Below are 22061 nucleotides of genomic sequence, written 5' to 3'. Positions count from 1 at the left end.
CGGCGTCTCCTAGGGTTGTCGCATGACCGACGACACCCTGAGTGCCGAGGATGCCAAGCTCGTGACCCTCGCCCGTGCCACCCGCGTCCGGGCCCGCGCCGACGAGGGGGCCGCGGTGCGCGACCTCGACGGGCGGACGTACGCCGCGGCGAGCGTGCGCCTCGAGCACCTCGACCTTTCCGCGCTCGAGGTCTGCGTAGCCATGGCGATCTCGTCCGGCTCGGCGGGGCTCGAGGCCGCCGTCGTGCTCACCGACGCCGAGCCAGCCCTGGACGCCGTGCGGGACTTCGCCGGGCGCGGAGTGCCCGTGCACGTGGGAGACGAGCGCGGGAGGATCGACCGCACGTCAAGCACCTGACGCTCTGGCGAGTCAGGCGCATCCCCGCAACCCGCTCGCGCCCGCGGTCCGGGATCGCTAGCGTGGAGGTGTGCGATCGTCCGTGGGTCGTGAGCAGCACCGTGCCGGGGAGGCGAGGCTGAGGGAGTCCTACGCCGCCCTCCCTCACGGTGCGCCCGTACGCCTGGCCAAGCGCACCAGCAACCTGTTCCGCGGGCGTACGTCCGGGGTCGCCGGGCTCGACGTCTCCGGCCTCACCGGGGTGATCGAGGTCGACGGCGACGTCGCCGAGGTGCAGGGGATGTGCACCTACGAGCACCTCGTCGAGGTGACCCTCGCCCACGGCCGGATCCCGCTCGTCGTGCCGCAGCTGAGGACCATCACCCTCGGCGGTGCCGTGAGCGGTCTCGGCATCGAGTCCACGAGCTTCCGCAACGGGCTGCCGCACGAGTCGGTGATCGAGATGGACGTGCTGACCGGCTCCGGCGAGGTCGTCACCACCAAGCCGGGCGACGAGCTCTTCGACGCCTTCCCCAACTCCTACGGCTCGCTCGGCTACGCCACGCGGCTCCGCATCGAGCTCGAGGCGGTCCCGGCGTACGTCGCGCTGCGCCACGTCCGCTTCCACGACGCCGCCTCGCTCACCGACGCGATCACCCGGATCGTCGACGACCGGGCCTGGGCGGGGGAGCGGGTCGACGGCCTCGACGGCGTCGCGTTCTCGCCCGACGAGCTCTACCTCACCCTCGCCCGCTGGACCGACGAGCCGGGTCCCACGAGCGACTACACCGGCCAGCAGGTCTTCTACCGCTCGCTCCAGGAGCGCGCGAGCGACCGGCTCACCGTGCACGACTACCTGTGGCGCTGGGACACCGACTGGTTCTGGTGCTCGCGGGCGTTCGGTGCCCAGCACCCGCTCGTACGCCGGGTGTGGCCGCGCCGGCTGCGTCGCTCCGACGTCTACTGGAAGCTCGTGGCGCTCGACCGCCGCCTCGGCATCGGCGATCGGCTCGACCGACGCGCCGGCCGCCCTCGGGGCGAGCGCGTGGTGCAGGACGTCGAGGTGCCGGTCGACCGCCTCGCGGAGTTCCTCTCGTGGTTCGACCGGGAGATCGGCATGCGACCCGTCTGGCTGTGCCCGCTGCGGCTGCGTCGGGGCGACGCCGGCACCGACCGCCCCTGGCCGGGGTACCCGCTGGCCTCCGGCACGACGTACGTCAACGTCGGCTTCTGGGGCGTCGTCAACGTCGGGCCCGATGCCCCGACCTCGCCCCGCAACCGAGCCATCGAGGCGCAGGTCTCCGCGCTCGGCGGCCACAAGAGCCTCTACTCCGAGGCGTTCTACGAGCGCGCGGAGTTCGACCGCCTCTACGGCGGCGCCCACCTGGCCGAGGTCAAGACCAGGTTCGACCCCGACGACCGGCTGACGTCCCTCTACGACAAGGTGGTGCACCGACGATGAGCTCCCGGCTCGATCCTCCGACGCCCGCTCCCGGCCGGATGCCGATCGGTGACGCGATCGACCGGCTGGTCAGGGGAGGGCTGCCGCTGCGCTTCACGGCGTACGACGGCAGCGCCGCGGGCCCTCCCGACGCGCCGGTCGGCATGCACCTGCGCACCGAGCGCGGTCTCGCCTTCCTGATGACGGCTCCCGGCGACCTCGGCCTGGTCCGGGCCTACGTCAGCGGCGACCTCGACCTCTCGGGAGTCCACCCGGGCGACCCGTACGACGCGCTGGTGCTGCTCAAGGACAACACCAGGTTCCGGGTGCCCGCGCCCTCGGAGGCGCTGCAGCTCGCCCGCGGCCTCGGCCTGGCACACCTCCGCCCGCCCGCCCCGCCCCCGCAGGAGCACCTGCCGCGGTGGCGGCGTGCCGTCGAGGGGCTGCGGCACTCGATGGTGCGTGACGCCGAGGTCATCGCCCACCACTACGACGTGTCCAACCGGTTCTACGAGCTGGTCCTCGGGCCGTCGATGGCCTACACCTGCGCCCTCTACGAGGCGCCGGACGCCACCCTCGAGCAGGCCCAGGCGGCGAAGTTCGACCTGGTCTGCCGCAAGCTCGGCCTTCGGCCCGGCATGCGGTTGCTCGACGTCGGGTGCGGCTGGGGAACGATGGTGCGCCACGCCGCGCGTGAGCACGGGGTGCGCGCGCTCGGCGTCACGCTGTCGCTGGAGCAGGCCGAGTGGGCCAAGGCGGCCATCGACCGTGAGGGCCTCGGCGACCTCGCCGAGGTGCGGCACCTCGACTACCGCGACGTCGTCGAGGACGGGTTCGACGCCGTCAGCTCGATCGGCCTCACCGAGCACATCGGGGTCCGCAAGTACCCCGCCTACTTCCGCCACCTGCGTGACCGGCTCAAGCCGGGCGGACGGCTGCTCAACCACTCGATCACCAGGCCGCACAACCGTCGTCAGGAGACGGGAGCGTTCATCGACCGCTACGTCTTCCCCGACGGCGAGCTGATCGGCTCGGGCACCGTCATCGGCGCCGCCCAGGACCAGGGCGTCGAGGTGCAGCACAGCGAGAACCTGCGCCTCCACTACGCCGCCACGCTGCGCGACTGGAACCGCAACCTCGTCGAGCACTGGGACGAGTGCGTCGCGGAGGTGGGCGAGGGGACCGCCCGCGTCTGGGGGCTCTACATCGCCGGGTCGCGGGTCGGTTTCGAGCGTGGCGAGGTCGAGCTGCACCAGGTGCTCGCGACCCGCAACCACCGGGACGGACGCTCCGAGTTCCCGATGCGTCCGGACTGGTGAGCCACCGATAGCCTCGTCCGGTGAGCACGCGCGCAGCCCAGTTCCAGGCGACCGTACGCCGCCGCGAACCGCTGTCGGACCACCTCGTCCGGCTCGTCCTCGACGACCTCGACGGATTCGCGTCGACGGGCATCCCGGACGAGTGGGTCGGCCTGGTCGTGCCCGGCCAGTTCCAGAGCCGCTACTACACCGTGCGGTCGTACGCCGACGGCGAGCTCACCCTCGACGTGGTCGTCCACGACGTCGGGCTGGTGACCGAGTGGGCGACGCGCGACTGCATCGGCGACGTCGTGACGATCACCGAGCCCAAGGCCACGTTCGGGCCGCCGGCCGGCGCGTCCTGGCTGCTGCTCGTCGGCGACCTCACGGCGATGCCGGCGATGGCCCGGATCGCCGAGACCCGCCCCGACCTGCCGACGCAGGTGATGGCGGAGGTGCCCGACGACCTGGCCGGCTACCTCCCCGACACCGCCGACGTGACCTGGCTCGCCCCGCCCGCGCCCGGCCAGAGCGCGCTCGCGCAGGTGGTCGAGGGCATCGACTGGCCCGAGGGCGAGGGCTACTTCTGGATGGCGGGGGAGTCCGCGCAGATGCGCGCGATCCGCAAGCACCTGATGCGCGAGGTCGGCCTGCCGACGAGCCACTACGACGTGATGGGCTACTGGCGCGCCACCGCCGCCCGCCAGCCGCGCGCGGTCGACCCCGGCCCGGTCTGGCGCGCGGGCAAGGCGGCAGGGAAGAGTGACGAGCAGATCTGGGCCGACTACGACGCAGCGCGAGAGGCGAGCGATGGCTGACGACGAGCAGCAGCACGAGCACGACGACGACCTGGAGGGGCTGGCCGAGGAGCTCGACGACGAGGACGACGACCTCGACGACGACTTCGACCTGTCCGGTGTCGCTCCCGCCGGCGCGTTCTACGAGGCGCCCGAGGGCTTCCGCAGCGGCTTCGCGTCCTTCGTCGGTCGTCCCAACGCCGGCAAGTCCACGCTGACCAACGCCCTCGTCGGGCAGAAGATCGTCATCACCTCGTCCAAGCCGCAGACCACCCGCAACGTGGTGCGCGGCATCGTGCACCGCGACGACGCCCAGCTCATCCTCGTCGACACCCCCGGGCTCCACCGTCCGCGGACGCTCCTCGGCGAGCGGCTCAACGACCTGGTGCGGACCACGTGGGCCGAGGTCGACGTGGTCGCCGTCTGCTTCCCCGCCAACGAGAAGATCGGCCCGGGCGACCGGTTCCTGGTCACCGAGCTGGCCAAGGTGCGCCGCACCGTACGCATCGCGGTCGCCACCAAGACCGACCTGGTCACCCCCGAGCAGCTCGGCCAGCACCTGCTGGACATCCAGGCCCTCGGTGAGGAGACGAAGACCGAGTGGGCCGAGATCGTCCCCGTGTCCGCGGTGTCCGGCGACCAGGTCCAGCTGCTGGCCGACCTGCTGGTGGGCCAGATGCCCGAGGGCCCGCCGCTCTACCCCGACGGTGACCTCACCGACGCCCCCGAGGAGGCGCTCGCCGCCGACCTCATCCGCGAGGCTGCGCTCGAGGGCGTCCGCGACGAGCTGCCGCACTCGATCGCCGTGGTCGTGGAGGAGATGGGCCTACGCGAGGGCCGCCCCGACGACAAGCCGCTGCTGGACATCGTGGCCAACCTCTACGTCGAGCGCGACTCCCAGAAGGGCATCATGATCGGCCACAAGGGCTCGCGGCTCCGCGCGGTCGGCACCGCGGCCCGCAAGCAGATCGAGGCGCTGCTCGGCACGCCGGTCTACCTCGACCTCCAGGTCAAGATCGCGAAGGACTGGCAGCGCGACCCCCGCCAGCTGCGCAAGCTCGGGTTCTGACGCAGGTCAGGCAGGCACCCAGCAGATCCCGTAGCGCTGTCCGGCGTCCCACTGCTCGCGCGTCGGGCTCTCCTGCGACCAGGTGAAGTCGAGCGGGTCGTCGGCGCTGTCCGCCGCTACGTCGCGGCAGGTCGGGTCCATGCGGTCGGCGACCACGGCGGGCGCGGGGAGCCGGCGACCCGGGATGTCGACCGTGGCGACGGCGCGCCACGAGTGCCTCCTGCTGCACGCGACACGGTCGAACCCCTTCGTGCCGGGGGCCGACGTCGCGCACATCGGGGGCGCGGCCCAGCCCTTCGTACGCCGGGGCAGGTCGAGCAGCTGCCGTGGCGCCGCCACCGCCACGACGTCGCAGCGGAACCAGTCGGCGCCGGCCTCCGCGCGGGCCGGGCTGGGGGTGAACCACACCGCCCGCACCATGCTCAGCCGCAGCTCGCGCGGCGGACGTCCCAGGTGCCGGGGGAGCCGTCGGGTGCAGCTCGTGCGCATCTGGCGCTGGGCGGCCTGCGAGTCGATCCGCCGGGTGAAGCCGGATTTCGTCGTCAGGTCGAGGGTGCCGACGAAGTAGGTCTGGGCGGTGTGCTTCCGCCGGCACGGGACCGGCGCGGTCTGGCCGACGACCACCAGCGCCTGGCGGAAGGTCAGCGCGTGGCACTCGCCGACCTCCGGGGTGGGTCCGGGATCGGGCGGAGTCGTCTCGGTGGGGCTCGGGGACGACGAGGGCGTCGGCGACCCGGCAGGATCGGCGGGTCCGGGCGAGGCGGACGTGCAACCGCCCAGCACGATGGCGGCTGCGAGCGTCGCGAGGAGGCGCCTCACGCCATCACCAGCGCCGCGAGCGTGCCGCCCAGCTCGTACGCCGCCTCCCGCTGCGCCTCGCCCACCTCGCCGAGGACCTCGAGCACGGGCGCCGCCTGCCGCCAGGGAAGGGCCCCCACGATCGACTGCACCGACCGCACCGCACCCGTCGTGTCGTAGCGACCGTGGACGAAGAGCCCGTACGGCCTCCGGCCGCCCTCGGCCGCGGCCGCGGAGCCCTCGTCGGTGAGGGCGCCCCCTGCCTCGAGGAAGATCGTGTCGAAGAAGTGCTTGAGGGCACCGCTCATGTAGCCGAAGTTGGCGGGGGTGCCGAGCACGTAGCCGTCCGCGGCGAGCACGTCGTCGGCACGTGCCTCCAGCGCGGACCGTACGACGACCTCCACGCCCTCGATCGCGTCGTCCGAGGCGCCGGCCACGACCGCGTCGGTCAACGCGGCCACCGAGGGGGTCGGCGAGTGGTGGACCACCAGCAGTCGGGGCATGGCGTGAGCCTACGAGGCGGGGTAGCGTCGCGTGGCGTGACCTTCGAGGTGACGGGTGATGCCTACGACCGCTTCATGGGCCGCTACTCCCGACCGCTCGCCGCCGACCTCGCCGACTGGCTGGAGGTCGCGCCCGGTCAACGGGCGATCGACGTGGGCTGCGGCCCCGGCGCGCTCACGGGCATCCTCGCCGACCGGCTCGGTGCCGACCGGGTCGCCGCCGTCGACCCGTCGACCTCCTTCGTCGAGGCGTGCCGCGAACGCCTGGCCGGCGTCGACGTCCGGCTGGGACGGGCGGAGTCGCTGCCCCACGACGACGACTCCTTCGACGTCGCAGCGGCGTGCCTGGTGGTCCACTTCATGGCCGAGCCCGTCGGCGGCATCGCCGAGATGGCGCGGGTGACGCGGCACGGCGGCTGGGTCGGTGCGACGGTCTGGGACCTCGTCGGGTCACGCGCGCCGATGTGGCCGCTCTGGGAGGCCGTCGCCCAGCTCGCGCCCGAGCACCCGGGGGAGCGCGAGTTCCCGGGCGGGTCCCGTGAGGGCCTCGTCGCGATCCTCGAGGGCGGGGGACTGCGCGATGTCGAGGCGGTGGAGCTGCCGGTCACCGTCACGCACCCGAGCTTCGAGGAGTGGTGGGAGCCCTACCTGCACGGCGTCGGACCCGCCGGTGACGCCGTCGCCGCCCTCGGACCCGATGGCCGGGCCCGGCTCGAGGAGGTCCTGCGCGGTCGCCTCGGCGCCGGACCGTTCGACCTGACGGCCGTGGCGTACGCCGCCCGCGGTCGTGCCTGAGGCGGCCCCGGTCCGCGGATCGGACGAGCGGCTGTGCTGGCCCGGCTGGCGGCGTACGCTGGTCCCGTCATGATGCGCAGCCTTCTCCTTCGCAGCCGCAACGAGGCCTGACCACCGGCCCCCTCGTTGCGGAGTGTGGCGCGTGCCGGTCGCCCCTTCAGCCACAGCGAGGAACACCATGACCAACCTGAGCAACACCGCGAACCAGCAGGGCACCAGCCCGATGCCGTTCGGCCGCTACACGCCGTTCGTGCCCGTCGACGTCCCCGACCGGACCTGGCCGACGAAGAAGGTCGAGAAGGCGCCGCGCTGGCTGTCGACCGACCTGCGCGACGGCAACCAGGCGCTCATCGACCCGATGACCCCCGCCCGCAAGCTCACCATGTTCGAGCTGCTGGTCACGATGGGCTACAAGGAGATCGAGGTCGGCTTCCCGAGCGCGAGCCAGACCGACTTCGACTTCGTCCGCAAGCTCGTCGAGGAGGACCGGATCCCCGACGACGTGCAGATCTCGGTGCTGACGCAGGCGCGCGAGGACCTCATCGAGCGGACGATCGACTCCCTCGTCGGCGCCCCGCGGGCCACCGTCCACCTCTACAACGCGACCGCGCCGCTCTTCCAGCGCGTGGTGTTCAACGTCACGCCCGACGAGTGCCGCAACATCGCGGTCCGCGGCACCGAGATGGTCATGAAGTACGCCGAGGAGCGCCTCGGCTCGATCGTCGGCAGCCGGGACTTCGGCTACCAGTACAGCCCGGAGATCTTCACCCAGTCCGACACCGACTTCGCGCTCAGCGTGTGCGAGGCGGTCTCCGACGTCTGGCAGCCCGAGTCGGGCCGCGAGATCATCCTCAACCTCCCGGCCACCGTCGAGATGTCGACGCCCAACACGTACGCCGACCAGATCGAGTACTTCGGCCGCGGCCTGACCCGGCGCGAGCACTCCGCGATCAGCCTGCACCCGCACAACGACCGCGGCACCGCCGTCGCGGCGACCGAGCTGGGCCTCATGGCCGGCGCGGACCGCGTCGAGGGCTGCCTGTTCGGCCACGGCGAGCGCACCGGCAACGTCGACCTGGTGACGCTGGGCATGAACCTCTTCAGCCAGGGCATCGACCCGCAGGTCGACTTCAGCGACATCGACGAGGTGCGCCGCACCGTCGAGTACTGCACCAACCTGCCGGTCCACCCGCGCCACCCCTACGCCGGCGACCTCGTCTACACCGCCTTCTCCGGCTCCCACCAGGACGCCATCAAGAAGGGCCTGGAGGACCTCGACAAGAGGGCCGCCGCGCTCGGCGTCCCGGTCGGCGAGCTGCCGTGGGAGGCGCCCTACCTGCCCATCGACCCCAAGGACGTCGGCCGGACCTACGAGGCCGTGATCCGCGTCAACAGCCAGTCCGGCAAGGGCGGCGTCGCCTACGTCCTCAAGTCCGAGCACAAGCTCGACCTGCCGCGCCGCGCGCAGATCGAGTTCAGCCGGGTCGTGCAGCAGCACACCGACGCCGAGGGCGGCGAGATCACCCCGGAGGAGATCTGGGCGGTGTTCCGCGCCGAGTACCTCGACCGCGAGACCCCGCTCAAGCTGAACTCCGTGCACACCTCGAGCGCCGCCGGCGAGAAGGACCAGCTCACCGTCGGGGTCTACGTCGACGGCGAGCGGCACGAGCTCAGCGGCCAGGGCAACGGCCCGATCGCGGCCTTCGTCGACGCCATCGCGGCGGTCGGCCACGACGTACGGGTCCTCGACTACGCCGAGCACGCCCTGTCCGCCGGTGGTGACGCGATCGCGGCGGCGTACGTCGAGTGCGCGGTGTCCTCCGACAGCGGCGACAAGGTGCTGTGGGGCGTCGGGCTCGACGCCAACATCGTCACCGCCTCGCTCAAGGCCGTGATCAGCGCCGTCAACCGCGCCTGATCTCCACACCCTCCCTCGATGGTCCGCTGCGAAAGGCCGGTCCGCGGACGTCCCGGACCGGCCGATCGCAGCGGACTACATTGAGCCCATGTTGGTCAGCGAGCGGATCGGACAGTTCTTCGTCGAGTCCGACGGCGGGCGGGACCGGCTGGAGTACACCGAGTACGGCTCGGGCGACGACTGGGTCGTGCTGCTGCACGGCCTGCTCATGCCACGACGCATGCAGCAGCCGCTCGCCCGGGCGATGGCCGCGCAGGGCCTGCACGTGGTGACCCTCGACCTTCTCGGCCACGGTCGCTCCGACCAGCCGGCCGACCCGCTGGTCTACTCGATGACCTCCTTCGGCGAGCAGGTCGTGGCGCTGCTCGACCACCTCGGCGCCGAGCAGGCGGTCATCGGCGGCACGTCGCTGGGCGCCAACGTCTCGCTCGAGGTGGCGGTGATCGCGCCCGAGCGCGTCAAGGGCCTCATCGTCGAGATGCCGGTGCTCAACAACGCACTGGTCGCGGGGATCCTCGCCTTCGTCCCGATCATGCTCGCCGCGCGCTACGTGCCGGTGACGGCCAACACGCTGCAGCGTATCTCCCGCTCGGTGCCCCGGGGGATCGTCCCGTTCTGGGCCGGGGTCTGCCTCGACACCGTCGACCATCGCGCCGAGTCGATCGCCTCGGTCCTCCACGGCGTCATCTTCGGCCGGCTCGCACCGTCGTCGTCCCAGCGCCGCCGGATCCAGGCGCCGGTGTTCGTGGTGGGCCACCCGGTCGACCCGATCCACCCCTTCGTCGACGCCGACATGCTGGCCGCCGAGCTGCCGCACGTACGGATGGAGCGGGCGTCCTCGATCCTCGAGTGGCGCTTCCGCCCGGAGCGGCTGACCCGGGCTGCGACCGACTTCGCGCTGGAGTGCTGGCAGGAGCGACCCGCGACGACGAAGGTCCGCACCCGGAAACGCTGACGCCGGACCCCGCTCACGAGGGGTCGGTGGGGGACAATGGTCCGGTGCCCCTCTACCGCGACGAGGCGGTCGTGCTCCGCACCCACAAGCTGGGCGAGGCCGATCGCATCATCACCCTGCTGACGCGTCAGCACGGGCGGGTGCGCGCGGTCGCCAAGGGTGTGCGCCGTACGACCTCGCGCTGGGGCTCGCGCCTCGAGCCGTTCACCCACGTCGACCTCCAGCTCGCCGAGGGGCGCAGCCTCGACGTGATCACGCAGGCCGAGACGCTCGACCCGTTCAACGCGCGGCTCGGGTTCGACTACGACCGCTACACCGCCGGGACCGTGATGCTCGAGACCGCCGAGCGGCTCGTCACCGAGGAGAAGGAGCCGGCCGTCCAGCAGTTCCTGCTCCTCGTCGGCGGCCTGCGCGCGATGTCGGCCGGCGAGCACCCGGCCGGGCAGGTGCTCGACTCCTACCTGCTGCGCTCCCTGTCCGTCGCCGGCTACGCGCCGTCCTTCGACCACTGCGTCCAGTGCGGCGTCGAGGGCCCGCACCGGTTCTTCAACCCGTCGGCGGGCGGCGTCCTCTGCGCGTCCGACAAGCTGCCCGGCTCCGCCACCCCGGCCTCCGAGACGGTGCTGGTGCTGGGCGCGCTGCTGGTCGGTGACTGGCCGGTCGTCCACGCCGCCGAGCCCCGCCACCTCCGCGAGGCCAGCACCCTCGTCTCTGCCTACCTCTCCTGGCACCTCGAGCGCGGCCTGCGGTCCATGGCGTACGTCGAGCGCTGACCCGGGCGCCGACGTCATGGCTCCCGGTCGTACGGACGACCACCGGCCATGACGTACGCCGCCGACGTCATGGGACGCGGTCGTACGGGCGACCACCGGCCATGACGTCCCGGCCTAGTCTGTCGACCGTGAAGCGTCAGGTGAAGCAGCCCAACCCGCACCCCAGCGGAGCCACGCCCCCGCCGGTGCCCCGCGACCTGGTCCCGGAGCACGTCGCGATCATCATGGACGGCAACGGCCGCTGGGCCAAGCAGCGCGGGCTCCCGCGCACCCGGGGCCACGAGGAGGGCGAGAGCACGCTCTTCGACGTCGTCGAGGGCGCGATCGAGATCGGCGTGAAGGCCATCTCTGCCTATGCGTTCTCCACCGAGAACTGGTCGCGGTCGCCCGACGAGGTCCGCTTCCTGATGGGCTTCAACCGCGACGTGATCCGCCGGCGCCGCGACGAGATGCACGACCTCGGCGTACGGGTGCGCTGGGCCGGGCGCGCACCGCGGCTGTGGAAGTCGGTCATCAAGGAGCTCCAGGTCGCCGAGGAGATGACCAGGGACAACGACGTCCTGACGCTGACGATGTGCGTCAACTACGGCGGTCGCGCCGAGCTCGCCGACGCAGCCCGCTCGATCGCCCGCGAGGTCGCCGCCGGTCGGCTCGACCCCGACAAGGTGGACGAGAAGGTGTTCGCCCGCCACCTCTACGTCCCCGAGCTGCCCGACGCCGACCTGGTGTGGCGCACGTCGGGGGAGCAGCGGCTCTCCAACTTCATGCTGTGGCAGGCGGCCTACAGCGAGATGGTGTTCACCGACGTGCTCTGGCCCGACGTCGACCGGCGCCACCTCTGGGCGGCCGTCGAGACGTACGCCAGCCGGGACCGTCGCTACGGCGGCGCGATCCCGAACCAGCCCACTGCCGGCTGAGGCCTACCGGCAGGCCGGGCAGGTCCCGAAGATCTCCAGCGTGTGGCTGATGTCGGCGTAGCCGTGCTCGCCGGCGATCGAGCTGGTCCACCGCTCGACGGCGGGACCCTCGACCTCGACGGTCGCGCCGCAGGTGCGGCACACGAGGTGGTGGTGGTGGGTGTCGGAGCAGCTGCGCCAGATCGCCTCGCCGTCCTCGTTGCGCAGCATGTCGACCTCGCCGGCGTCGGCCAGCGCCGACAGGGTGCGGTAGACGGTCGCCAGGCCGACCGAGTCGCCCTGCCGCGAGATCAGGTCGTGGATCTCCTGCGCGCTGCGGAAGTCGTCGAAGCCCGCCAGGGCCGCTGCGACGGCACGCCGCTGGCGGGTGGGGCGTACGGCCGGGCGCCGCTGCTCAGTGCTCGTCATAGTGCTCTCCGTGCGGGGCGTGCCGGTGGCCGTCGTGGACGTAGTCGACGTGGTCGCCGTGCGGGACCGCGGGGTGGCCGCAGTCGTCGCCGTGCTCGTGCGGGTGCTGCTCCGGCGAGCGGTGGGGGGTCGCGGCGACCTCGGGGAAGGGCGCCAGCAGCCGGCTGCGGCGCCGCAGCCACACCCCGATCGGCCACGTCGCGGTGAACATCGCGAGCGCCAGCAGGACGATCGTGGGGCCGGGAGCGACGGAGACGGAGAAGGACAGCCACGCGCTCAGGAGCAGGCCGCCGACCGATGCGAGGCACCCGACGGCCATCGCGCCGAGGAGCGTCACCCGGAAGGAGCGGGCCAGCTGCTGCGAGGTCGCGACCGGGACGACCATCAGCGCCGAGACCAGCAGCAGGCCGACCGTGCGCATCGCGACGGTGATGCTCACCGCGGCCAGCACCGCGATGAGCAGGTTCCAGGCGCGTACGCGCAGGCCGGCCACCCGGGCGAAGTCCTGGTCGCTCGCGACCGCGAACAGCTGCGGCGACAGCCCGACCGCGACGACGAGCACCACCGCGGTCAGCGCCGCGGTGAACCACACGTCGGCCGCGGTGATCGCGTTGAGGGAGCCGAAGAGGTACGCCTGGAGGGTCGCGGCGCCCTCGCCGGCGATGCCGGTGATCAGGACGCCGCCGGCGAGGCCGCCGTAGAACAGCAGAGCCAGTGCGACGTCGCCGTTGGTGTGGCCGCGCTCGCGGATGAGCTCCATCAGCACGGCGCCGAGCACGGCGACGAGCACGGCGGTCCACGTCGGTGAGGTGCCGGTCAGCAGGCCGAGGGCGACCCCGGTCACGGCGACGTGGCCGATGCCGTCGCCGAGGAGCGCGAGCCGGCGCTGCACCAGGAAGGTGCCGATCGCCGGGGCCGCCAGTCCGGTGAGCAGCGCGGCGATGAGCGCGCGCTGCATGAACTCGAGGGAGAAGAGGTCGAGGAACGTCATGTCAGTGGGTGCCCCGATCCCAGTCGAAGGGTGAGGACACGTGCGGGGCGTGGTCGTGGCTCCCGGGGCCGTGGTCAGGTCCGGCGTCGTGGTCGTGGTGGGTGTGCGAGGCGACCTCCTGGGTCAGCGGCGGACCGTCGTAGGCCACCCGGCCGTCGCGCATCACCACCGACCGGTCGACCAGCGGCATCATCGGGCCGATCTCGTGCGCGACGAGCAGGATCGTCGCGCCGCGCTGCTTGAGCCGCCCGAGCGCGTCCGCGAGGGCCTGCTGGTTGGGCAGGTCGACGCCGGCGGTGGGCTCGTCGAGGACGAGCAGGTCGGGCTCGCCGGCCAGGGCGCGCGCGATGAGGACGCGCTGCTGCTGGCCGCCGGAGAGCTGGGAGACGCCGTAGGACGACCGGTCGGTGAGGCCGACGACCTCGAGCGCCGACTCCACGGCACGGCGGTCGGCCGCGCTGGTCGGGCGCAGCAGCCGGCGGCGCCCGACGCGCCCCGACGCCACGACCTCGCGCACCGTGGCCGGCACGCCACCGGTCGCGGTCGAGCGCTGCGGCACGAAGCCGAGCCTCGACCAGTCGCCGAAGTCCTCGATCGGGGTGCCGAACAACCGGACCACTCCCCGGGTGTGGGGGAGCAGCCCGGTGACGGCGCGGACGAGGGTCGACTTCCCCGAGCCGTTGGGGCCGAGCAGCGTCACCATCTCGCCGGTGCGCACGGTCAGGTCGACGTCGCGCAGGATCGGTCGGCCGCCGATCGCGACGGAGACCTGCTCGAGGGTGACGGGAGCGACGTCGGGGGAGGTGGACGGGGTCACGAGCAGCCGTTGGCCTGCTGGAGTGCCGAGAGGTTCGAGCGCATGATGGAAAGGTAGTCCTCGTCGGCCGTCTCGTCCGAGAGGCCCTCGAGCGGGTCGAGGACGGCCGTGGTCACGCCGAGGTCGTCGGCGAGGGTCTCGGCCATCTTGGGGCTGACCAGGCGCTCGGAGAACACGGTGGTCACGCCGTCGGCCCCGATGACCTCCTGGAGGTGGGCCAGGTCGGCAGCGGTGGGCTCGGCGTCGGGGGAGAGGCCGGCAATGGCCTCGAACTCCAGGCCGTAGCGCGTCAGGTAGCCGAACGCCTGGTGGCTCACGACCGTGGTGTTGCGCTCGCACGACGCCAGGACCGAGGTGTAGTCCTCGTCGAGCGACTCCAGCTCGCCTCGCAGGGCGGCGGCGTTGTCGGCGTAGGTCTGCGCACCGTCGGGGTCGACCTCGGCGAGCTCGTCGGCGACGGAGTCCGCGAAGTCCGCGACCAGGAGCGGGTCGAGCCAGAAGTGCGGGTCGAGGTCGCCGTCGTCGTGGCCCCCCTCCTCGAACTCGTCCTCGTGGTCGTCGTGGTCTCCCTCGGTCGCCGGGATCAGGTCCACGACGGCGGCCGCGTCGAGGATCGGCGCGTCGGTGTTCTCGACGGCAGCGTCGACGGCGGGCTGGAAGCCCTCCTCGAGCACGACGAGGTCGGCGCTCTCGAGGGACGCGGTCTGCGCGATGGTGAGGTCGAGGTCGTGGGGCTCCTGCCCTGGCTGGGTGAGGTTGTCGACCGTCCACCCGTCGCCCGCCACCCGCTCGGTCACCCATGCCAGCGGATAGAACGACGCGACGGCCTGACGACCGCTTCCAGACGCGTCGTCGTCCGTCGAGCCGCACCCGGCAAGGAGGACGGAGGCGGTCAGGACGCTGGTGAGGGGGACGAGGCGGGCGACGAGCGACATGAGAACGATTCTCAGCCCAATTGAGAACGATTGTCAAACCAGGGCGGGCCCTACGCTGGGCCCATGCTCGTCGTCACCCGACTCCGTACGCCCTCCGGCCCAGCCGGCCCCGACGCCGCGGCGGAGGACGAGCTCCGGCGCGGCCTCCTGAGCGCCCTCGCCATCCTCGCCGCGAAGCCCGGCTACGTCTCGGGGGACGTCGGCCGCAACGTCGACGACCCGGGCCTGTGGGTGCTCACCACGCGCTGGGAGAACGTCGGTTCCTACCGGCGCGCCCTGGGTTCCTACGAGGGCAAGATGCACATCCAGCCGCTGATGGTGCACGCGGTCGACGAGCCCAGCGCGTACGAGGTGGTCGAGGAGGGGACCGACCTCAACGAGGCGCGCCCACGGTCGATAGGGTGACCGCTCGCCCAACTCCGCAAGCACCCCCGAGCCGGCAGCCAGCCGGCCCGACTTCTGAAGGACTGCACCGTGGCCAAGCCCGCCCCCACCGCCCTGGACAACGTCGTCTCCCTCGCCAAGCGCCGGGGTTTCGTCTTCCCCTGTGGTGAGATCTACGGCGGCACCCGCTCGGCCTGGGACTACGGCCCGCTCGGCGTGGAGCTCAAGGAGAACATCAAGCGCCAGTGGTGGCGGTCGATGGTCACCCGGCGCGACGAGGTCGTCGGCCTCGACTCCAGCGTCATCCTCCCGACCCGCACGTGGGAGGCCAGCGGCCACCTGAGCACCTTCAGCGACCCGCTGGTCGAGTGCCAGTCGTGCCACAAGCGCTTCCGCGAGGACCACCTCCAGGAGGACCACGCGGCCAAGAAGGGGATCGACAACCCCGACGACGTCGACATCAACGAGTCCATCGCGTGCCCCAACTGCGGCACCCGCAACGCGTGGACCGAGCCGCGCAACTTCAACATGATGCTCAAGACCTACCTCGGCGTGATCGAGGACGAGTCGGGCCTGCACTACCTGCGCCCCGAGACCGCCCAGGGCATCTTCCTCAACTTCGCCAACGTCGTGACCTCGAGCCGCCAGAAGCCGCCCTTCGGCATCGCCCAGATGGGCAAGAGCTTCCGCAACGAGATCACCCCCGGCAACTTCATCTTCCGCACCCGCGAGTTCGAGCAGATGGAGATGGAGTTCTTCGTCAAGCCCGGCGAGGACGACGAGTGGTTCCGCTACTGGATCGCCGAGCGCACCCGCTGGTACGTCGACCTCGGCATCAACCCCGACAACCTGCGCCACTACGAGCACCCGCAGGAGAAGCTCTCCCACTACTCCAAGGGCACGACCGACATCGAGTACCGCTTCGGGTTCTCGGGTCGTGACTTCGAGGAGCTCGAGGGCATCGCCAACCGCACCGACTTCGACCTCAAGCAGCACAGCGAGTTCTCCGGCAAGGACCTGTCCTACTACGACCAGGCCGCCGACGAGCGCTACGTCCCCTACGTCATCGAGCCGGCCGCCGGCCTCACGCGCTCGCTGATGGCGTTCCTCATCGACGCCTACACCGAGGACGAGGCGCCCAACACCAAGGGCGGCGTCGACAAGCGCGTCGTGCTCAAGCTCGACCCGCGCCTCGCGCCGGTCAAGGTCGCGGTGCTGCCGCTGAGCCGCAACGCCGACCTGTCGCCCAAGGCCAAGGCGCTCGCCGCCGAGCTGCGCCAGAACTGGAACGTCGACTTCGACGACTCCGGCGCGATCGGTCGCCGCTACCGTCGCCAGGACGAGATCGGCACCCCCTACTGCGTGACGGTCGACTTCGAGACCCTCGACGACAACGCCGTCACCATCCGCGAGCGCGACACCATGTCGCAGGAGCGGGTCAGCCTCGACGGCATCACGCGCTGGTTCGCGGAGAAGCTCGTCGGCTGCTGACCCCCGTACGCCCGCGGGGCGTCACGCGACGTGCCAGAGTGTCGCCATGCGGCGCACCCTGCTCCTGACCGTCCCGCTGGGAGCGGTGGTGGTGCTGTCCGCGTGCTCGCGGTCCGAGCCGCCCGCCGCCGAGCCCGAGCCGTCCACGCCTCCGGCGACCGCCGCCTCGACCACCGGCACCGAGCCCGGCACCGACCTCGGGTTCGGTGACTCCGCGGTGCTCGCGTGGCAGCCGACGCAGGACCTCGCGGGAGAGCTCGAGCTGACCGTCGAGACGGTCGCCGAGCAACGGCAGTCGGTCTTCGACGGGTGGACGCGGGACGAGGCGATGACGGCGGCGCGCCCGTACTTCGTGACCGTCACGCTCGCCAACGTCGGTGACACCGACCTCGGTGGACAGGACGTGCCGCTCTACCTCCGCGACACCGACGGCACCCTCGGCGCACCGTGGACCCTGGGTGGCGACTTCACCGCCTGCCAGAGCGGGCCGCTGCCGACCCCGTTCGAGGCGGGCGCCGAGCAGGAGATGTGCCTGGTCTACCTCGTGCCCGACGGCGGCCGGGTCCGCGACCTGGTCTTCGAGCCGACCGAGGGCTATGACCCGATCACCTGGACCGGCGACGTCGAGGACCCCGTACGCCCGAGCAAGGACGCGAAGAAGCGCGGGCGCGGCTGATTTGGGCCGGGGCGCGACCGGTTCGACAATGGGGACGTGACCGCCGCGCTGCCCGACTCGCTGACCCTGGGGTCGGTGCACGTCGACACCCCGGTCGTCCTCGCCCCCATGGCCGGCATCACCAACGCCGCCTACCGCCGGCTCTGCGCCGAGCAGGGCGCCGGCCTCTACGTCTGCGAGATGATCACGAGCCGTGGTCTCGTCGAGGGTGACGAGACGACGAAGAAGATGCTCGTCTTCGACGACCTCGAGACGGTGCGGTCGGTGCAGCTCTACGGCACCGACCCGGTCTACATCGGCAAGGCCGTCGAGATCCTGTGCGCCGACCACGGCGTCGCGCACGTCGACCTCAACTTCGGCTGCCCGGTGCCCAAGGTGACCCGCAAGGGCGGCGGGGGAGCGCTGCCGTGGAAGCGGGGGCTGCTCGGCGAGATCCTCGAGCACGCCGTCGCGGCCGCGGCGCCCTACGACGTGCCGGTCACGATGAAGACCCGCAAGGGTCTCGACGACGACCACCTGACCTACCTCGACGCCGGCCGGATCGCGCAGGAGAGCGGGGTCGCGGCGATCGCGCTGCACGGGCGTACGGTCCAGCAGGCCTACTCCGGCGAGGCCGACTGGGACGCCATCGCCGCGCTGGTCGACCACGTCGACATCCCCGTGCTCGGCAACGGCGACATCTGGGAGGCGGCCGACGCGCTGCGGATGGTCGAGCAGACCGGTGCCGCCGGCGTGGTCGTCGGTCGCGGCTGCCTCGGTCGCCCCTGGCTCTTCCGCGACCTCGCGGCGGCGTTCCACGGCGAGGACGTCGCCACGCTGCCCACGCTCGGCGAGGTGAAGGCGATGATGCGCCGGCACGCCGAGCTGCTCTCCGAGCACATGGGTGAGGAGCGTGGGTGCAAGGAGTTCCGCAAGCACATCACCTGGTACCTCAAGGGCTTCCCGGCCGGCGGCGAGCTGCGCCACCGGCTGGCCCTCGTCGACTCGCTGGCGAGCCTCGACACGCTCCTCGAGGACCTCGACGACACCGCTTCGTTCCCCGAGCGCGAGCTCGGCACGCCGCGGGGGAGGCAGGGTGCTCCGCGCAAGAAGGTGGTGCTCCCCGACGGGTGGCTCGACGACACCGACGGGCGTGGGTCGCACCTGCGCGAGGATGCCGACGAGACCACCGGGGGCTGACGGAGTCCACACGTCGATCCGCGACGGGTGAGCCGGAACACGCGCGTTTTTACCGTGGAGAATTGGGACAGGGCGAGAATCCTGTGCTTCACTCGTGGATCGCGTCGACGTGGGCACGAGTTCGTCCCCCGTTTTCCGGACTCGTGGATCGGCGCACGTCCCCCGTCAGCAAGTGCAAAGGATCAGCGCTGTGGCTCAGCATCGCCACAAGCGGGAAACCCCTGCTAGCCCTCGTCAGAAGTCCATCCCCCGATCCGTCCAGGTCGCCGCCCCCCTCGCCGTCGTGGCGACGCTGTCGGCCGTGACCATGGGCGTCCTCGCTGCCGAGCCCGCGACCTCCGGCGAGGACCTCCTCGCCTCCTCCAGCAGCAGCTCGCAGTCGCTCTCCGGCGCCGCAGCGAACAGCGACGACGCCCCCTCGAACAGCACGGCCCTGAGCCGCCGCAGCGGGAGCCGCGAGACCACCGTCTCGCGTTCGCAGATCCGCACCGCGGCCCGCGCGGAGGCGGCAGTCCGCAAGGACCTGCGCATCGACAAGCAGGCCCGCCGCCTCGCCAAGAAGCTCGACGCCAAGCTGTGGACGACCGAGGCGCTCAACCTCTGGTCCGGTCCCGGTGAGAAGTCCGAGAAGCTCGGCCTGGTCGACGCCCTCGAGCAGGTGACCGTCACGGGTCGCGAGCAGGCCGGGCGCACCCAGGTCGTCATCGACGGCCAGTCGCGCTGGGTCACCTCCGACTACCTCAGCCAGGACAAGCCGAAGCCCGAGCCCAAGGAGCCCGAGGGCCCGACCCTCGGCGGCGCCTGCGCCAACGGCTCCGCCATCGACGCCGGCCGCGCGTCCCTCTACGAGATCCACGACGTGGTCTGCTCCAACTGGCCGGAGGTCACCAGCTACGGCACGTGGCGCAGCGACGGCGAGCACGGCCAGGGCCGCGCCATCGACATCATGGTGAGCGGCGAGACGGGGTGGGCGATCGCCGAGTTCCTGCGGGCCAACTACTCCGCGCTCGGCATCGAGTACATCATCTACTCCCAGCAGATGTGGTCGGTCGAGCGTAGCGGCGAGGGCTGGCGCGGCATGTCCGACCGCGGATCGACCACGGCCAACCACTACGACCACGTCCACGTCACGGTCTACTGACGTCGGCGTCCCGGACCGCCGTCGACGCAGCGTCCTCGGTGCTCGCTAGGCTGACCGGCCGATGAGCATCGAGGACCTGTACGACGACGCGGCGCGCGAGCGGCTGGTCGACGAGCCGCCCAAGCGGGTCGACGCCCCCGTACGCCTGGCGTTCGAGCGCGACCGGGCGCGCGTCGTCCACGCGGCGGCGTCGCGCCGCCTCGCGGCCAAGACGCAGGTGGTCGGCCCGCAGACCGACGACTTCGTCCGCAACCGGCTCACGCACAGCCTGGAGGTCGCGCAGGTCGCTCGTGACCTCGCCCGGGCGCTCGGCACGCATCCCGACATCGCCGAGACCGCGGCGCTGGCCCACGACCTGGGTCACCCGCCGTTCGGGCACAACGGTGAGCGGGCGCTGGCCGGCCTCAGCGCCGACTGCGGCGGCTTCGAGGGCAACGCGCAGACGTTGCGGCTCCTCACGCGGCTCGAGTCCAAGACCTTCGACGCCGAGGGCAGGTCAGTGGGCCTCAACCTCACCCGCGCGACGCTCGATGCCTGCACGAAGTACCCCTGGAGCCGTACGGAGGCGTCAGGCCCGCACGGCGTCCACGCCGACGGCACCCCACGCGTGGTGGTCAAGTTCGGCGTCTACGACGACGACCGCCGCGTCTTCGACTGGCTCCGCACCGGCGTCGAGGGGCGTCGTCGCTGCCTCGAGGCCCAGGTGATGGACCTGGCCGACGACGTGGCCTACTCGGTGCACGACGTCGAGGACGGCATCGTGGCCGGCCGGCTCGACCTCACCCGGCTCGACCGCGACGCGCTCTGGGAGACCGTCCGCTCCTGGTACCTGCCCGGCGCGGACGACGCGACCCTCGACGACGCACTGGCCGACCTGCGCGCGATGGGGAGCTGGCCGGCCTCCACCTACGACGGCAGCCGGCGGGCGCTCGCCGCGATCAAGAACCTCACCAGTGACCTCGTCGGGCGCTTCTGCGGGAGCGTGCAGGGGGCCACGTTCGCCGCGACGGCGGGGGAGCCCCCGGTGCGGCACCGCGCCGACCTCGTCGTCCCCGCGGCGACCGAGGTCGAGATCGGCGTGCTCAAGGGGATCGCCTCCCTCTACGTCATGCAGGCCGACGACCGCGTCGCCCTCATGGAGCGCCAGCGGCAGCTCGTCGCCGAGCTGGTCGAGGGCCTGTGGGCGCGCGGCGTCGACGGGCTCGACCCGGTCTTCGTCGAGGACTGGGACGCCGCCGACGACGACGCCGGCCGCCGGCGCGTGGTCATCGACCAGGTCGCGTCCCTCACCGACGCCAGCGCCGTCACACGCCACGCGGCGCTCGCCTCCTCGGGGGTGGAGAGGCGAGCGCCGCGCGCGGATCGGGACCCGGGCTAGGGCAGGTCGCCCTGCGGGTACGGGTTGTCCTGACGTGCGGTGCTGTCGGGGTGCAGCTGGTCCTCGAGGTCGGAGCTGTCGGACCGGTGGCCGCCGTTGCCCGAGGGAGTCACCTTGTCGGCCGCGGCGCTGGCGGCCGAGGTGACCTTGTCCTTGACCACGGGCCCCTTCTGCTGGGCGGTCTCCTTGACCACGTCGGCGGCCTGGTGCGCCTTCTCCTGGACCCGCGGGTCCTCCTTGACGCGCATCGCGGTCTTCTTGATCTGTTCGTAGCGCTCGCGTCCTGCGCGGGTGCCGAGCACGTAGCCGACACCTCCGGCGACGAGCAGCATGAGCTTCTTCATGGGGGTCTCCCTTCCCTGGTCGTTCAGTGGTCAGTCAGTGGTCGGTCAGTGGTCGGCCCGGCGCCGCCAGAGCAGCAGCACCACGGCCATCGCCACGAGCGAGCCGGCAGCGGCGAGCACCTCGTTGCGCGGCCGCCCGTCGTCGGTCGTGGCGGAGTCCTTCAGTGAGGCCACCTTCTGCCGCGCCTGCGACTTCACGTCGAGCTTGGCGGCGAGCTCGTCGACGGTCCCTGCGAGCTGCTCGCGCTGGATCGCGATCTCCGCCTCGAGCTCCTCGGGGGTCTTGTTCTCAGCCATGATGGTCTCCCTTCACCGTCGCGATGTCCTCCTTGAGGCCCTGGATCGCCCGGTCTGGGGCGGGCGGGCCGGCCTCGGCCACCTTGTTCTTCCCGACCAGGCCGGCCACGGCCGCCGCGGCGAGCAGGACGAGCGCCACGATCAGCGCGGCCAGCCAGGCGTCGACGACGTTCGCGAGGCCGAGGATCGCGGTGGTGACCAAGGCGGCGAGGGCGAAGAACGCGAGGAGGCCGGCGACGCTGAACATGCCGATCCCGACCCCTGCGCGCTTGCCCTTCTGGGCGACCTCCGCCTGGGCGAGGCGGATCTCCGAGCGGATCAGCTCGGGGATCTGCTGGGACAGCTGGTGGACGAGTGCTCCGAGAGGCTGACTCTCCGGCGCTCCGTGCTGAGAAGTCATTCCTCGACCTTCGCAGACG

The 22061-nt window shown here is 71.9% G+C and carries 25 protein-coding genes; 16 read left to right on the top strand and 9 right to left on the bottom strand.

Annotated features, from left to right (window positions below; all coding sequences use genetic code 11):
* Positions 1-22: 22 nt before the first annotated feature.
* From AC57BS_RS02950 to era, 5 genes are all read left to right on the top strand, one after another.
* Positions 23-358 carry a cytidine deaminase-like protein gene (locus AC57BS_RS02950; protein ID WP_496409979.1) on the top strand — a complete coding sequence of 112 codons (336 nt, stop codon included), beginning with the start codon at positions 23-25 and terminating at the stop codon, positions 356-358.
* A 70-nt stretch (positions 359-428) separates the two neighbouring features.
* The gene (locus AC57BS_RS02945; RefSeq protein WP_496409978.1) at positions 429-1799 is read left to right on the top strand and encodes an FAD-binding oxidoreductase; all 1371 of its coding nucleotides are present in this window, start codon (positions 429-431) and stop codon (positions 1797-1799) included.
* Positions 1796-3097, top strand: coding sequence for a class I SAM-dependent methyltransferase (locus tag AC57BS_RS02940; RefSeq protein ID WP_496409977.1), 1302 nt, complete (start codon positions 1796-1798; stop codon positions 3095-3097). The genes AC57BS_RS02945 and AC57BS_RS02940 overlap by 4 nt, the downstream gene beginning before the upstream one ends.
* Positions 3098-3117: 20 nt before the next feature.
* Positions 3118-3894 carry a siderophore-interacting protein gene (locus AC57BS_RS02935; RefSeq protein ID WP_496409976.1) on the top strand — a complete coding sequence of 259 codons (777 nt, stop codon included), beginning with the start codon at positions 3118-3120 and terminating at the stop codon, positions 3892-3894.
* The gene (gene era, locus AC57BS_RS02930; RefSeq protein WP_496409975.1) at positions 3887-4942 is read left to right on the top strand and encodes a GTPase Era; all 1056 of its coding nucleotides are present in this window, start codon (positions 3887-3889) and stop codon (positions 4940-4942) included. Before AC57BS_RS02935 ends, era begins: the two co-directional genes overlap by 8 nt.
* Before the next feature lie 6 nt (positions 4943-4948).
* Here the strand turns inward: era and AC57BS_RS02925 are convergent, their stop codons facing one another.
* Together AC57BS_RS02925 and AC57BS_RS02920 are read right to left on the bottom strand one after the other, a co-directional pair.
* Positions 4949-5761: a septum formation family protein gene (locus AC57BS_RS02925; RefSeq protein ID WP_496409974.1), complete on the bottom strand. Its 813-nt coding sequence runs from the start codon at positions 5759-5761 to the stop codon at positions 4949-4951.
* Positions 5758-6243 carry a flavodoxin family protein gene (locus AC57BS_RS02920; protein WP_496409973.1) on the bottom strand — a complete coding sequence of 162 codons (486 nt, stop codon included), beginning with the start codon at positions 6241-6243 and terminating at the stop codon, positions 5758-5760. The genes AC57BS_RS02925 and AC57BS_RS02920 overlap by 4 nt, the downstream gene beginning before the upstream one ends.
* 36 nt (positions 6244-6279) lie before the next feature.
* Between AC57BS_RS02920 and AC57BS_RS02915 the strand changes: the two genes are divergently transcribed.
* The 5 genes from AC57BS_RS02915 (at position 6280) to AC57BS_RS02895 (ending at position 11601) form a co-directional block, all read left to right on the top strand.
* Entirely contained in the window at positions 6280-7038 is a 759-nt protein-coding gene (locus AC57BS_RS02915; RefSeq protein WP_496409972.1) for a methyltransferase domain-containing protein, read from the top strand.
* A 178-nt stretch (positions 7039-7216) separates the two neighbouring features.
* Entirely contained in the window at positions 7217-8956 is a 1740-nt protein-coding gene (leuA, locus tag AC57BS_RS02910) for a 2-isopropylmalate synthase (RefSeq protein ID WP_496409971.1), read from the top strand.
* Between the two features lie 88 nt (positions 8957-9044).
* Positions 9045-9911 carry an alpha/beta fold hydrolase gene (locus AC57BS_RS02905; protein ID WP_496409970.1) on the top strand — a complete coding sequence of 289 codons (867 nt, stop codon included), beginning with the start codon at positions 9045-9047 and terminating at the stop codon, positions 9909-9911.
* Positions 9912-9955: 44 nt separating this feature from the next.
* Positions 9956-10684, top strand: coding sequence for a DNA repair protein RecO (gene recO / locus AC57BS_RS02900; RefSeq protein ID WP_496409969.1), 729 nt, complete (start codon positions 9956-9958; stop codon positions 10682-10684).
* Positions 10685-10812: 128 nt separating this feature from the next.
* On the top strand, positions 10813-11601 hold the full coding sequence (locus AC57BS_RS02895) for an isoprenyl transferase (RefSeq protein WP_496409968.1): 789 nt from the start codon (positions 10813-10815) through the stop codon (positions 11599-11601).
* A gap of 3 nt (positions 11602-11604) precedes the next feature.
* On the opposite strand, the gene AC57BS_RS02890 is transcribed toward AC57BS_RS02895, so the two are convergent.
* The 4 genes from AC57BS_RS02890 to AC57BS_RS02875 are packed head-to-tail and all read right to left on the bottom strand — an operon-like array spanning position 11605 to position 14752.
* Positions 11605-12009: a Fur family transcriptional regulator gene (locus AC57BS_RS02890; RefSeq protein ID WP_129453485.1), complete on the bottom strand. Its 405-nt coding sequence runs from the start codon at positions 12007-12009 to the stop codon at positions 11605-11607.
* The gene (locus tag AC57BS_RS02885; RefSeq protein ID WP_496409967.1) at positions 11996-13000 is read right to left on the bottom strand and encodes a metal ABC transporter permease; all 1005 of its coding nucleotides are present in this window, start codon (positions 12998-13000) and stop codon (positions 11996-11998) included. Before AC57BS_RS02885 ends, AC57BS_RS02890 begins: the two co-directional genes overlap by 14 nt.
* Before the next feature lies 1 nt (position 13001).
* A complete protein-coding gene (locus tag AC57BS_RS02880; protein ID WP_496409966.1) occupies positions 13002-13817 on the bottom strand; it encodes a metal ABC transporter ATP-binding protein in 816 nt (271 codons plus the stop codon).
* A complete protein-coding gene (locus AC57BS_RS02875) occupies positions 13814-14752 on the bottom strand; it encodes a metal ABC transporter substrate-binding protein (RefSeq protein ID WP_496409965.1) in 939 nt (312 codons plus the stop codon). Before AC57BS_RS02875 ends, AC57BS_RS02880 begins: the two co-directional genes overlap by 4 nt.
* 63 nt (positions 14753-14815) lie before the next feature.
* Here AC57BS_RS02875 and AC57BS_RS02870 point away from each other — a divergent pair, with 63 nt between their 5' ends.
* From AC57BS_RS02870 to AC57BS_RS02845, 6 genes are all read left to right on the top strand, one after another.
* On the top strand, positions 14816-15157 hold the full coding sequence (locus AC57BS_RS02870) for an antibiotic biosynthesis monooxygenase family protein (RefSeq protein WP_496409964.1): 342 nt from the start codon (positions 14816-14818) through the stop codon (positions 15155-15157).
* Between the two features lie 69 nt (positions 15158-15226).
* Entirely contained in the window at positions 15227-16627 is a 1401-nt protein-coding gene (locus AC57BS_RS02865; RefSeq protein WP_496409963.1) for a glycine--tRNA ligase, read from the top strand.
* 46 nt (positions 16628-16673) lie between these two features.
* A complete protein-coding gene (locus tag AC57BS_RS02860) occupies positions 16674-17303 on the top strand; it encodes a hypothetical protein (protein WP_496409962.1) in 630 nt (209 codons plus the stop codon).
* A gap of 36 nt (positions 17304-17339) precedes the next feature.
* On the top strand, positions 17340-18482 hold the full coding sequence (gene dusB / locus AC57BS_RS02855) for a tRNA dihydrouridine synthase DusB (protein ID WP_496409961.1): 1143 nt from the start codon (positions 17340-17342) through the stop codon (positions 18480-18482).
* A gap of 307 nt (positions 18483-18789) precedes the next feature.
* Positions 18790-19623 (top strand): VldE C-terminal domain-containing protein, encoded by an 834-nt coding sequence (locus AC57BS_RS02850; RefSeq protein ID WP_496410185.1) that lies wholly within the window; start codon positions 18790-18792, stop codon positions 19621-19623.
* 61 nt (positions 19624-19684) lie between these two features.
* Positions 19685-21001, top strand: coding sequence for a deoxyguanosinetriphosphate triphosphohydrolase (locus AC57BS_RS02845; protein WP_496409960.1), 1317 nt, complete (start codon positions 19685-19687; stop codon positions 20999-21001).
* Here the strand turns inward: AC57BS_RS02845 and AC57BS_RS02840 are convergent.
* Genes AC57BS_RS02840 through AC57BS_RS02830 form a run of 3 tightly spaced genes read right to left on the bottom strand, consistent with a single transcriptional unit; the run spans position 20998 to position 22042 of the window.
* Positions 20998-21345 (bottom strand): YtxH domain-containing protein, encoded by a 348-nt coding sequence (locus AC57BS_RS02840; protein ID WP_496409959.1) that lies wholly within the window; start codon positions 21343-21345, stop codon positions 20998-21000. The two genes, AC57BS_RS02845 and AC57BS_RS02840, sit on opposite strands and share 4 nt — an antisense overlap.
* Before the next feature lie 45 nt (positions 21346-21390).
* Entirely contained in the window at positions 21391-21642 is a 252-nt protein-coding gene (locus AC57BS_RS02835) for a DUF3618 domain-containing protein (protein WP_496409958.1), read from the bottom strand.
* Positions 21635-22042, bottom strand: a complete 408-nt coding sequence (locus AC57BS_RS02830) for a phage holin family protein (protein WP_496409957.1) — start codon at positions 22040-22042, stop codon at positions 21635-21637. The genes AC57BS_RS02835 and AC57BS_RS02830 overlap by 8 nt, the downstream gene beginning before the upstream one ends.
* Positions 22043-22061: the final 19 nt, after the last annotated feature.

The sequence above is a fragment of the Nocardioides sp. BGA-UO-ETr-FS32 genome, from assembly GCF_059567905.1.
This window is presented reverse-complemented; position numbering and strand designations above follow the sequence as displayed.

Coding starts and splice junctions, on each gene's coding strand:
- AC57BS_RS02860 (WP_496409962.1), top strand. CDS start 16,674: ATGCGGCGCACCCTGCTCCTGACCGTCCCGCTGGGAGCGGTGGTGGTG.
- era (WP_496409975.1), top strand. CDS start 3,887: ATGGCTGACGACGAGCAGCAGCACGAGCACGACGACGACCTGGAGGGG.
- AC57BS_RS02875 (WP_496409965.1), bottom strand. CDS start 14,752: ATGTCGCTCGTCGCCCGCCTCGTCCCCCTCACCAGCGTCCTGACCGCC.
- AC57BS_RS02940 (WP_496409977.1), top strand. CDS start 1,796: ATGAGCTCCCGGCTCGATCCTCCGACGCCCGCTCCCGGCCGGATGCCG.
- AC57BS_RS02830 (WP_496409957.1), bottom strand. CDS start 22,042: ATGACTTCTCAGCACGGAGCGCCGGAGAGTCAGCCTCTCGGAGCACTC.
- AC57BS_RS02835 (WP_496409958.1), bottom strand. CDS start 21,642: ATGGCTGAGAACAAGACCCCCGAGGAGCTCGAGGCGGAGATCGCGATC.
- AC57BS_RS02840 (WP_496409959.1), bottom strand. CDS start 21,345: ATGAAGAAGCTCATGCTGCTCGTCGCCGGAGGTGTCGGCTACGTGCTC.
- leuA (WP_496409971.1), top strand. CDS start 7,217: ATGACCAACCTGAGCAACACCGCGAACCAGCAGGGCACCAGCCCGATG.
- AC57BS_RS02845 (WP_496409960.1), top strand. CDS start 19,685: ATGAGCATCGAGGACCTGTACGACGACGCGGCGCGCGAGCGGCTGGTC.
- AC57BS_RS02885 (WP_496409967.1), bottom strand. CDS start 13,000: ATGACGTTCCTCGACCTCTTCTCCCTCGAGTTCATGCAGCGCGCGCTC.
- AC57BS_RS02850 (WP_496410185.1), top strand. CDS start 18,790: ATGGGCGTCCTCGCTGCCGAGCCCGCGACCTCCGGCGAGGACCTCCTC.
- AC57BS_RS02890 (WP_129453485.1), bottom strand. CDS start 12,009: ATGACGAGCACTGAGCAGCGGCGCCCGGCCGTACGCCCCACCCGCCAG.
- AC57BS_RS02920 (WP_496409973.1), bottom strand. CDS start 6,243: ATGCCCCGACTGCTGGTGGTCCACCACTCGCCGACCCCCTCGGTGGCC.
- AC57BS_RS02870 (WP_496409964.1), top strand. CDS start 14,816: ATGCTCGTCGTCACCCGACTCCGTACGCCCTCCGGCCCAGCCGGCCCC.
- AC57BS_RS02950 (WP_496409979.1), top strand. CDS start 23: ATGACCGACGACACCCTGAGTGCCGAGGATGCCAAGCTCGTGACCCTC.
- AC57BS_RS02905 (WP_496409970.1), top strand. CDS start 9,045: ATGTTGGTCAGCGAGCGGATCGGACAGTTCTTCGTCGAGTCCGACGGC.